General features: G+C 71.3%; 10 protein-coding genes. 6 read left to right on the top strand and 4 right to left on the bottom strand.

Translation table 11 applies throughout. The annotated features are described in order from the left end of the window. Positions 1–1,805: FUSC family protein (locus D7W82_RS42440; RefSeq protein WP_120622490.1), on the top strand; the 1,805-nt coding region annotated here is incomplete at its 5' end. Here D7W82_RS42440 and D7W82_RS35175 read toward each other — a convergent pair. Further along, on the bottom strand, positions 1,786–3,381 hold the full coding sequence (locus D7W82_RS35175; RefSeq protein WP_120622489.1) for a HEAT repeat domain-containing protein: 1,596 nt from the start codon (positions 3,379–3,381) through the stop codon (positions 1,786–1,788). The genes D7W82_RS42440 and D7W82_RS35175 overlap by 20 nt on opposite strands. A 103-nt stretch (positions 3,382–3,484) precedes the next feature. Between D7W82_RS35175 and D7W82_RS35170 the strand changes: the two genes are divergently transcribed. From D7W82_RS35170 to rsmB, 4 genes are read left to right on the top strand one after another with little or no spacing between them, the layout of a single operon-like run. Further along, complete coding sequence (locus D7W82_RS35170; RefSeq protein WP_120622488.1) at positions 3,485–4,075, top strand: signal protein; 591 nt, start codon at positions 3,485–3,487, stop codon at positions 4,073–4,075. 34 nt (positions 4,076–4,109) lie between these two features. Further along, entirely contained in the window at positions 4,110–5,048 is a 939-nt protein-coding gene (gene fmt, locus D7W82_RS35165) for a methionyl-tRNA formyltransferase (protein ID WP_120622487.1), read from the top strand. Positions 5,049–5,097: 49 nt separating this feature from the next. Further along, a complete protein-coding gene (locus D7W82_RS35160; protein WP_171424105.1) occupies positions 5,098–6,057 on the top strand; it encodes a type II 3-dehydroquinate dehydratase in 960 nt (319 codons plus the stop codon). Then, a complete protein-coding gene (gene rsmB / locus D7W82_RS35155; RefSeq protein ID WP_120622486.1) occupies positions 6,054–7,370 on the top strand; it encodes a 16S rRNA (cytosine(967)-C(5))-methyltransferase RsmB in 1,317 nt (438 codons plus the stop codon). Before D7W82_RS35160 ends, rsmB begins: the two co-directional genes overlap by 4 nt. A 17-nt stretch (positions 7,371–7,387) precedes the next feature. Here the strand turns inward: rsmB and D7W82_RS35150 are convergent, their stop codons facing one another. Together D7W82_RS35150 and D7W82_RS35145 are read right to left on the bottom strand one after the other, a co-directional pair. Continuing rightward, positions 7,388–8,287 (bottom strand): LysR family transcriptional regulator, encoded by a 900-nt coding sequence (locus D7W82_RS35150; protein ID WP_120622485.1) that lies wholly within the window; start codon positions 8,285–8,287, stop codon positions 7,388–7,390. Between the two features lie 128 nt (positions 8,288–8,415). Further along, positions 8,416–8,712: a hypothetical protein gene (locus D7W82_RS35145; RefSeq protein ID WP_120622484.1), complete on the bottom strand. Its 297-nt coding sequence runs from the start codon at positions 8,710–8,712 to the stop codon at positions 8,416–8,418. Positions 8,713–8,785: 73 nt separating this feature from the next. Here D7W82_RS35145 and D7W82_RS35140 point away from each other — a divergent pair, with 73 nt between their 5' ends. Next, positions 8,786–9,895, top strand: coding sequence for an MJ1255/VC2487 family glycosyltransferase (locus tag D7W82_RS35140; protein WP_120622483.1), 1,110 nt, complete (start codon positions 8,786–8,788; stop codon positions 9,893–9,895). Between the two features lie 28 nt (positions 9,896–9,923). Here the strand turns inward: D7W82_RS35140 and D7W82_RS35135 are convergent, their stop codons facing one another. Further along, positions 9,924–10,964: an SDR family oxidoreductase gene (locus D7W82_RS35135; protein ID WP_120622491.1), complete on the bottom strand. Its 1,041-nt coding sequence runs from the start codon at positions 10,962–10,964 to the stop codon at positions 9,924–9,926. Between the last annotated feature and the right edge of the window lie 30 nt (positions 10,965–10,994).

The raw sequence follows: 10,994 nt of genomic DNA, 5'->3' as shown, positions 1-10,994 counted from the left end.
GCTTCGGGGACACGCCGGGCATCGTGGGCATGCTGTTGGCGAACCTGTTCGTGGTGTCGCTGGCCCTGCCGCAGCGAGGACCGGAAGCGGCGCTGATGCAGGCGGCGTACTTCATCGCGGGCGGCCTGTGGTCCATGTTCCTGGCGCTGGTGCTCTGGCCGCTCCGGCCCTACCGCCCCGCGCGGCTGGCCATCGCGGCCTGTTACGACGAGCTGGCGGACGTCGCGGACGCGGTCGCGGGCTGGCCCATGGAGGGGCCCTCTCGGGTGGGGACGTGGGAGGCGGTGCAGCGGGCCGCGCGCATGCGGCAGTCGCTGGAGACCGCGCGCGCGATGCTGGGGGCCACGCGCCAGGGACGGCAGGAGGAGAGCGGCCGGGGCGAGCACCTGCTGGTGTTGCTGGAGGACGCGGACGCGCTGTCGCTCCTGCTCACGGCCATGTCGGAGGCGCTGGACGAGGCGCCGCGCCAGGGCGCGTGCCGCGCGGCCCGCATCGAGGCGCAGCACGCGCTGGGCGCGTTGGCGGTGGACCTGCGGGGCGTGGTGGGTTCGCTGGTGCGGGGCACGGTGCCGGCGCGCACGTCGTGGGACGCGGAGCGGGTGACGCGGGTGCTCCAGGCGGACGGAGGGCTGCCGGAGCCGGCGCGCTCGCAGTACTCGCACGTGGCGGGGCTCCTGGGGCGGCTGCGGGAGTACAGCGCGGTGGCGCTGGACGTGGCGTCCCGGCTGGAGAGCAGCGAGCCGCTGCCGGAGCGGGACACGAAGCCGCTGGGGTTGGAGCCGGGGCGCGGGCGCTCGGGGTGGAAGGTGCTGCGCGACCACCTGACGCCGGAGTCGGTGGTCTTCCGGCACGCGCTGCGGCTGGGGCTCATGGCGACGGTGGCGACGGCGCTGGCGGAGGGGCTGGGGCTCAATCACGGGTACTGGGTGACCATCACGGTGATCGTGGTGTTGCAGCCGTACTCGGGGCTCACCACGGAGAAGGGGCTTCAGCGTGTGGCGGGCACGTTCGTGGGCAGCGTGTTGGCCATGGGGCTGGTGCACGTGCTGCCGGCGCAGTGGCTGATGCTCGCGGCCATCGTGCTGCTGGTCTGCGTGTCGGTGAGCGTGAGGCCGCTGAACTTCACGGTGTACCAGGTGCTGCTGGTGCCGGCGCTGGTGCTGCTCGCGGAGATCCAAACGGGGGACTGGCGGCTCGCGGGGGTGCGCATCCTCAACACGCTGATGGGCGGCGCGCTGGCGCTGGTGGGCATCCGGCTGCTCTGGCCAAGCCCCGAGCACGCGCGCTTCGCGGAGGCGGTGGCCCGCGTGCTGAAGGCGGACCAGGGCTACCTGCGCGAGGTGTCGCGGACGCCGGTGCCCACGGAGGCGGCGCTGCGAGAGGCCCGGCGCAAGGTGGGCGTGGCGCTGTTGTCCGCGGAGGCGTCGTTCCAGCGCTTGCTGAGTGAGTGGAAGGGGCCGGCGAAGGAGCTGGAGCCGGGGATGGCGTTGATTGCGTACGCGCGCCGCTTCACCGCGGCCGTGACGGCGCTGGCGGCGAGCCGCACATGGCATCAGGGCTCGGACCTGGGACCGGTGGTGCGCTACGCGACGGACGCGCTGGAGGAGCTGTCCTCGGCGCTGGTGGCGCGCCGCGTGCCGTCAGCGCTCGAGCGCGAGGCGCCTGGCCTGGAGGGCACGGACGCGCTGGCGCGCACGCAGCTGTCGCGGCTGGTGCGTCAGCTGGGCGTGCTCCACCATGCGGTGGAGCGGATGCCGCCCGCGCTGCGTGCCTCGGAGGATGGGGCTACGCCCGCTCCAGCTTGACCATCAGCCGGCGCAGGTCCTCGTTCACGCGCACGAAGTGGGAGTTGCCCTTCTCGTCCTCCAGCTGCTTCTTCAGCGCGGGCAGGGACGCCTCGCGCAGCTTCTTCGCCGCGCCGGGCGCGTCCGCCAGCCAGTCCACCGCCTGGATGACCGTGGCGCGCGCCTCGGTGTCGCGCTCGGTGAGCCGGGACGCCAGCGTCGGGCCCTGGTCCGCCGCCCCGGAGCGCCCCAGCTCCAGCGCCGCGCGCTGCAACAGCACCGCGTCCGCCTTGGGCAGCCGCTGCGACCAGCAGCCCGCGTTGCCACTGCACGCCTGCGCCGCTTCGAGCACGGCGCCATAACCCTGGAGCTGCTCCGCGCGCTTCTTGCCCAGCGCCGCGGCGTCCTGGCACCCGTCCTCGCCCGTCTCCTGGCAGTCCGCCGCCGTGCGCGCGGGCTCCGCCGCCGCCAGCTTCGCGAGCACCGGCTGCTCCCGCGCATCCCCCAGCATCGCGATGCCCTTCACGGCGATCTCCCGCGAATACCAGTCGCCCGTGCCCGCCGCCTTCTCCAGCGCGGGGAGCGCGTCCCGGCTGCCCAGCAGCGTCAGCGCCCGCACGTACGCGTCGCGCACCGTCGCGTCCGGCTCGCCCACGAGCCCCGCCAGCGGCTTCACCGCCTCCTGCGCGCGCATCCTCCCGAGCGCGTCCGCCGCCTGCATCCGCACCAGCGCTTGAATCTGCGGATCCGAATGCGTGAACGACAGCTGCTTCAGCAGCGTGGGCACCGCGCGCTTCTCCCGGAGGTCGCCCAGCACCTGCGCGGCCTTCATCGGGTAGCTGGCGGGGTTCACCCCCTGCGCCTTCGCCCACGTGAGCAGCTCCGCGTCCTTGCCCTCCAGCACCGGCAACAGCGCGTCCGCCGCGGGCGCGCCCAACTGGAACAGCGCGAAGCTGCTCTCCACGTAGAAGGACACGCCCCGGCGCTCCTTCGTCAGCGTGCGCATCAGCGCCGGCACCGCGCGCGGATCCCCAATCTGCCCCAGCGCCTCGATGGCCTTCTTGTTGAGGAACGGCTCCGCGGCCTCGTCCGTCGCCAGCTGGATGAGCGGCTCCACCGCCGGCTTCGCCTTCATCGCGCCCAGCACCTGGATGGCCTCGATGCGCGTGTAGTTGTCCTTGCTGCGCAGGAGCGGCACCAGCGACGGCACCGCGCGCGCATCCCCAATCCGCCCCAGCGCGCCCACCACCGCCTTGTTCACCTGCTGCGCCGGCACGTCCGAGGCCCCGGGGTCCAGCGCCGCCGTCAGCGGCTCCAGCGACGTGGGGTGGTGCAGGTCCCCCAGCGTCCGGGCCACCGCCGCCTTCACCTCCGGCCGGCGCTCCGAGGACAGCCGCGCGTGCAGGAAGGGCAGGAACTGTTCGTTCACGTTGCCCGACGTGCGCAGCGACTCAATCACTCGCACCTTGTCGTCGGGGCGCTTCGCCCCCTCCAGACTGGACTGCCAGTACTCCGGCGTCTTGGGGTCCTCCTTCTTGCAACCCCCCAGGGCGAGGCAGGAAACGGCCAGGGACAGGGCGACGAATGAGCGGGACATGGGGCTCCTTTACGTCCGAACGTCTGGGCTTTCGTCGGGTGTAGACCTGTCCACACGAAGGACGCAAACCTCCCCCACCTCCTGGGGTACGCTGGTCAACGACATGCCCCATGCCGAAGACAGTCGTAACGCGTCGCGTCCGACCATCATCCGCCGGACGTACCTGCTCGACCGAGAATTCCAGCTCAAATACATCCTGCTGCTCACCGGCATCGGCGCCGGGAGCATGTTGCTGTTCGGCGTGCTCGCGCAGCAGGTGCACCGCATGTCCGCCGAAGAGGGCCTGTCCGGCGTGGAGACGCTCTGGTGGCTCACCGGCGTGGCCACCGTGGGCCTGGGCGTCGCGCTCGGGTTGTTCGGGCTGCTCTTCACGCACCGTGTGGCGGGCCCCGTCCACGTGATGAGCCTCTACGTCGCGGCGCTCGCGGCGGGCCGCTATCCGCGCCTGCGCCCCCTGCGGCGCAAGGACGAGCTGCGCGCCTTCTTCGCGCGCTTCAGCGAAGCGGTGGACCGCATCCGCCAGCGCGAGGCGGACGAAGCGCTGGCGCTGGAGAAGGCCCTGGACGTGCTCAAGGACGTGGCCACCACCCCGGAGGCGCGCGAGGCCCTGTCCACGCTGGAGGCGCTGCGCGCGCGCAAGCGCCAGGCGGTGGACACCTCCGCGCCGCCCGCCGCCTTCAAGTCCGTGGCCTGACCCCATTCCTTCTTCCACACGAGACTTCCCTCACATGAGCAGCCGACCCCGCATCGTCTTCATGGGTACGCCCGAGTTCGCCGTGGCCTCGCTGGAGGCCTGCTTCGACGTGGGCGACGTCGTGGCCGTCGTCACCCAGCCGGACAAGCCCAAGGGCCGGGGCAACGCCGTCACCGCGCCGCCCGTGAAGGAGCGCGCGCTGGAGAAGGGCATCCCCGTGCTCCAGCCGCAGAAGCTGCGCACGCCGCCGTTCTCCGAGGAGCTGCGCCAGTACGCCCCCGACGTCTGCGTGGTGACGGCCTACGGCAAGATCTTGCCCAAGGACCTGCTGGCGCTTCCGGTGAAGGGCTGCGTGAACGTGCACGCGTCGCTGCTGCCGCGCTTCCGGGGCGCCGCGCCCATCCAGTGGGCGATTGAACATGGCGACAGCGAGACGGGCGTGTCGCTGATGGTGATGGATGAAGGCCTGGACACCGGCCCCGTGCTGGCGATGAAGCGGCTGCCCATCGCGCCGGATGAGACGAGCGCCACGCTGCACGCGAAGCTGTCCGCGCTGGGCGGCGACATCCTGCGCGAGTCCCTGCCGCGCTACCTGAACGGTGAGCTGACGCCCCAGCCCCAGCCCTCCGAGGGCATGGTGCTGGCGCCCATCATCGACAAGGAGAACGGCAAGCTGGACTTCACGAAGCCCGCGGTGGAGCTGGACCGCCGCCTGCGCGCCTTCACGCCGTGGCCCGGCGCGTACACGCTCCTGGGAGGCAAGGTCTTCAAGGTGCACCGGATGCGGGCCGCGGAGGGGAGGGGCGCGCCCGGCACGGTGCTGTCCGCGGGGCCGGAGGGCATCGAGGTCGCCTGTGGCGAGGGCTCGGTCGTCTTCCTGGAGGTCCAGCCAGAGGGCAAGCGGGTGATGCGCGCGGCGGACTTCCTCTCCGGAAACAGATTGCAGCCGGGCAGTCAGCCGTTCACGTCGTGAGCGCGCCCCCGAGCGCCATGTGGAATCCTAGCGTGATGGAGTCTCACGGATGGGCATGAAGCTGCTGGTGTTGCACGGACCGAACCTCAACCTCCTGGGTGAGCGCGAGGACATCGCGGGGGGCCGCCTGACGGACCTCGACGCGGCCCTGCGCGCGAAGGCGAAGGAGCTGGGACTGACGCTGACCCTTGTCCAGTCCAACCACGAGGGCGTCCTCATCGACACGATCCACGCCGAGCGCAAGAACGTGGAGGGCATCCTCATCAACCCCGCGGGGTACTTCACGTCCTACGCGCTGAAGGAGGCGCTGGAGGCGGTGGGGCTGCCCGCCATCGAGGTGCTGCTCAAGCCGCCCGCGCGCGAGTCCGTGGTGGCCGAAGCGTGCGCCATGCAGGTGCTGGGGCTGCACGGCTTCGACCCGTACATCCAGGCGCTGGAGACCTTCGCGAGCGGCATCTTCCACCCCGCCATCCCCGGGCCGGTGAAGTCGCTGGGCCGCCGCAAGAAGGGCGCCGGGCCGGAGGACGGCGATTCCCGTCCGAAGCCCAAGCTGGTGGGCCGCGTGCACCCGCTCAAGAGGGACGACGCGCCGGAGCCCACGCCGCTGGCCACGCCCGCGCGCTCGCTGCGGCGCACGGCGGAGGCCGGGGGCCCGCTGAAGACGCTGGGCCGCAAGTCCGTGCCCACGGTCGTGAAGACGGACGGCAAGCCGGGCAAGACGCTGGGCCGCGCGGCGAAGGGCGGCGCCACGCCCGCGTCGGACCTGCTCACCCGGGCGCTCGTGCGCCAGAAGATCGCGGACCGGCTGGCCGGACGGCTCAGTGAAGCGGAGCTGGCCACCTGGGCCCGCGCGAAGTATCAGCAGGTCCAGCGTGGTGAGCCGGCGGAGAGCGGCCACCGCGAGCTCTTGGAGGACAGCCTCCAGAGCCTCACCCTGTCCCATCTGCCCGCGACGCGGCTGACGGACACGCAACTGGTGGACCTGATGACCCGGCTGGAAGAAGGATGAACGCCCGTATCCTCGCCATCAACATCCTGTCGCGCGTGCGCGCCACGGATGCCTACCTCAACGTGGTGCTGGACACGGTCCTGTCGGAGACGCCGCCGAAGGACCCTCGCGACGCGGCGCTCGTCACCGAGCTGACCTACGGCGCCACCCGCCGGCAGCTCGCGCTGGACTACGCCATCACCCGCTTCGCGGACCGCAAGCTGGACGCGCTGGAGGACAAGGTCCTGGCCGCCCTGCGCGTGGGCGCCTACCAGCTCTTCCACACCCGCGTGCCCGCGCGCGCCGCGGTGGCGGAGACGGTCCAGGCCCTCAAGGACGTGGGGCTCGGGCGCGCGGCGGGCTTCACCAACGCCATCCTGCGCAAGCTGTCCGAGCTGCCCTCGCCGCCGCTGCCCTCCCAGAAGGACCCGGTGGAGTACCTGTCCGTGCGCGAGAGCCACCCGCGCTGGCTGGTGGAGCGGTGGATCCGCCAGTTCGGCCGCGAGCGCGCGGAGGCGATGCTCGTCGCCAACAACACGCCGCCCGCCGTCGTCATCCGCGCCAACAGCGCCAAGGTGACGCGCGACGCGCTGCTCGCGCAGCTGAAGGAGGTGGGCGTGGAGGCGCGCGCCACGGAGTCCTCGCCCGTGGGCATCGTCCTGCCGCCCGTGGGCCGCGTGGAGGACGTGTACGGCTACTCGGAAGGGCTGTGGCAGGTGCAGGACGAGGCCGCGCAGCTGGTGGGCGTCTACGGCGCCATCCCGGAGACGGCGCGCGTGCTGGACGCGTGCGCGGCGCCGGGCGGCAAGGCCTGCCATCAGGCGGAGACCCACGACGTCGTCGCGGTGGACCTGCACGCCAACAAGCTGCGGAAGATTGAAGCCGAGGCCCACCGCCTGGGGCTGTCCGGGCGCCTGAAGGCCTACGCGCACGACGCGACCGAGCCGTTCCCCGAGAGCTGGGGCGAGTTCCACGCGCTGGTGGTGGACGCGCCGTGCTCCGGGCTGGGCACGCTGCGCCGGCACCCGGAGCTGCGATACCGCCGCAAGGAGGAGGACGTGGCCCGGCTGGCGACGCTCCAGCGGCGCATCCTGGAGAACTGCCAGGAGGCGGTGCCGGCGGGCGGCCTGCTCGTCTACGCCGTCTGCACGCCGGAGCCGCAGGAGGGGCAGGACCAGGTGGACATGTTCCTGCGCAGCCACCCGGAGTGGACGGCCGAGCCGCCCGTGCTGCCCGGCCTCAAGCTGCCGCTCGCCCAGGCCTGGCTGCGCACGCTGCCCGGGCCGGAGGGCTACGACGGCTTCTTCGCGGCCCGGCTGCGCAAGCTCTACTGAAGCGCCGCGGGGGGCCTTCAGTCGTCCTGCGGAATCAGGGCGGCCTGCTTGAAGGCCTCCAGCACCGCGGCGGACGCGCGGTCCAGGTACTTGCCCTTGCGGATGAGCAGGCCAATGGGGCGCGACACCGGCCCCTCCGCGAAGGGCTTCGCCACCAGCGAGCTGTTCTTGATTTCGGCGTGGGCCGTGGCGAGCGGGAGGATGGCCACGCCCAGGCCCATCTCCACCGCGCGCTTGATGGTCTCCACGTTGTCCATCTCCATCACCGGATTGATGTCGATGTTCTTCTCGCGGAACAGGCGGTCCAGGGCCTTGCGCGTGGGGGCCTCCCGGTCGAAGGCGATGAAGGGCACGCCCGACAGCGCGGTGACGCTCACCTTCGCCTTGCTGGCGAACGGGTGGTTGGGCGCGCAGACCACCGCCAGCTTGTCGTCGCGGAACGGCAGGATGTCCACGCCCGCGCGCGGCTGCGGATAGGCCACGATGCCAATCTCCGCGGCGCCCAGAATCACGTCGTCGTAGACCTGATCATTGCGCCGGTAGTTCAGGCGCATGTTGACCTTGGGGTGCGTCTTCAGGAGCTGCTTCTGCACCACGTTCAGCTCGTGCAGACCCACCGAGTAGATGGTGGACACGGTGGTCGCGCCCTGGACCTCCGTGGCCTGCTCGCGGATCTCCTGCTCCACCTCCGCGAAGCGCGCCAGGATTTCCTTGCAGCCCCGGAACAGGCGCTCGCCCGCGGGCGTGGGCGTCACCTGCCGCGCGCTGCGCGAGAGCAGCTTCTGCTCGTAGCGGTTCTCCAGCGCGCGGATCTGCTGGCTCACCGCCGACTGGGTCACGTGATTGAGCTGCGCCGCGCGGGAGAACGAACCCGTCTCGACCACGTCACAGAACATCTTCAACGATTCGAGCTGCATGGGCCGTCTCCTACCCTCAAACCTAATGGCCGGGCCAGTAGTAATTAGTTGACCTACCCCGCGCGCGAAAATGACCTTCAGGCACAATCTGCCTGGCTGCTGGCGCGGCGCGGCGAAGTCTCGGGCTCTCAAGCGCTGGGGGCATCGCCGTCCTCGGGTGGACGCGGGCGGGTGAGGGCGAAGAGGGCGGCGCCCAGGGCGACGAGCGCCCCGCCGGAGAGCGTCTGCACGCGGCCCAGGTCGCGGTCCGTCTCATGGAGGAGCTGGCACTCCTGGGGGGACAGCTTCGCGCAGTCGGCGGGGGCGAAGAGGGCCCTCACGCCCAGCCCGAGCAGCCCCACGCCGCCCAGCATGAGGCCGGCGATGCCCCCGAACGCCGCGGCGCGCAGGACGGAGGCACCCCGTGGCGAGGGCAGGGAGGTCATGGACCGGGAGGCGTAGCACCGTCCCGGGCCGGAAGGGACAGGGGAGGGTGTCCCGGGCGTATGCTTCCGGACCATGCGAATCCTGTATGGGGTCGTCGGCGAAGGGATGGGCCACGCCACGCGCTCGCGCGTGCTGCTGGAGGCGCTGACGAAGGAACACGAGGTCCACATCGTGGTGTCCGGGCGGGCGCAGCACTACCTGGCCCAGCGCTTCCAGAACGTGCACGGCATCTGGGGGCTGACCATCGCCTACGAAGGCAACTCGGTGAAGAAGTGGCAGACGGTGCTGCAGAACCTGCAGGGCGCCGTGACGGGCTGGCCGCAGAACGTGCGCCAGTACTTCGACCTGGTGGAGGGCTTCAAGCCGGACGTGGTGGTGAGCGACTTCGAGACGTTCAGCTACCTGTTCGCGAAGCGCCACATGTTGCCCGTCATCAGCGTGGACAACATGCAGATCATCAACCGCTGCACGCACGACCCGGCGCTGCTCGCGGGCCATGAAGAGAGCTTCGAGGCCACGCGCGCCATCGTGAAGGCGAAGCTGCCCGGGGCCTTCCACTACCTCGCCACGACGTTCTTCTACCCGCCCGTGCGCAAGCGCCGCACCACGCTGGCGCCGTCCATCCTCCGGCCGGAAATCCTGGCGGCGAAGCCGGAGGCCGGTGAGCACCTGCTCGTGTACCAGACGGCGACGACGAACACGCACCTGCCCGAAATCCTCAAGCAGTCCGGCGTGCCGTGCCGCGTGTACGGCCTGCGCCGCGACCTCAAGGAGGACGTGGTGGACGGCAACCTCACCTACCGGCCCTTCAGCGAGGCGGGCTTCATCGACGATTTGCGCACCGCGCGCGCGGTGGTCGCGGGCGGCGGCTACACGCTGATGAGTGAAGCGGTGTACCTGCACAAGCCGCTGCTCAGCATCCCCGTGGGAGGCCAGTTCGAACAGGTGCTCAATGCCCTCTATCTGGAGAAGCTGGGGTACGGGATGTATGTGAAGGAATTGAGCCTGGACGCGCTGAGGACGTTCCTCTCACGCGTGCCCGCCTGCGCGGAGTCCCTCAAGGGCTACGAGCAGGACGGGAACGTGAAGATGCTCACCGCGCTCAACGACCAGCTGGCGCAGGCCTACGAGCACCGCGGCCACTGGCGCATGGAGCTGGCGGAGATGGACGGCAAGGCGTAGCGGCCGTCCACCGGGGTGTCCCTTCGCGTCAGTGCAGGGACACCTCGTTCTCGTTGTTGCGCTCCGCCGCGCGGCGGCTCATCTCCGTGAGCCAGGAGCGGGTGAGGGGCGTCTCGCTCTCGCTGCCCTTGTGGCGCTCCGGGGTGCTGTCCTGGGGCAGGAGCCGGTTGACGGCGTCCAGCACGCGCGCGGTGAGGTTGGGCGCCAGGGCCCGGCCCACCGCGCCCAGCTTCGCGGGCATGCCCACCAGCGCCTCCGCGTCACCCCGGCGGCACGCCTCGATGATTTTGCGCGCCACGCGCTCGGCGCTCATGGACACGCCCATCATCGAGTTGCTCACGTGGAACCACGCGTACTCCTTCTCGTGGTCGCCCTTGAAGCTCGCGTTGCGCGGGCTGCCGGTGCGGATGAGGGACGGGCACGCCGTGGTCACGCGGATGCCGTCCTGGGCCAGCTCCGTGCGCAGCCCGTCCGACAGGCCCACCAGCGCGAACTTGCTCGCGGAGTACGGCACCAGGTGCGGGATGCTCAGCTTGCCGCCCATGGAGGCCACGTTGACGATGCGGCCCTCGCCGCGCGCCTTCATGGCCGGCGCCACCGCGAGCGTCGTGTACAGCGGCCCCCACAGGTGGACGTCCACCGCCTCCTCGAAGTCCTCCAGCGTCATGGACTCCAGCGGGCCCACCATGATGACGCCCGCGTTGTTGATGAGCACGTCCACCACGCCCCAGTGCTCGTGGACGGCGCCCACCATCGCGTCCACCTGCACCTGGTCGCGCACGTCGCAGCGCAGGGTGAGCACCTCTCCGCCCAGGCGCTCCAGGTCCGCGTGGGCGCGCTGGAGCGACTCGACGTCGCGTCCGCAGATGGCCACGCGCGCGCCCTCCTTCAGGAGCATGCGCGCCATCACCAGTCCCAGCCCCCGGGAGCCTCCGGTGATGACGACCGTCTTGCCCTGGAAGCTGTAGCGCGGACGCAGCGCGCGCTTCAGCCCCACGACGGCCCCCACCCCGGCGGCCAGCGCGCCCAGGGAGAGGCCCTTTCGCTCGGTGTGTCGTCGGTCAGCCATGGTGCGACTCTCCAGGGGAGGGAAGGGTGG

Origin of the sequence: Corallococcus sp. CA049B, assembly GCF_003611685.1 — a bacterium.
Lineage (GTDB): Bacteria > Myxococcota > Myxococcia > Myxococcales > Myxococcaceae > Corallococcus > Corallococcus coralloides.
Note: the sequence above shows the minus strand (reverse complement) of the source record. Positions and strands in the feature narration are given on the sequence as shown.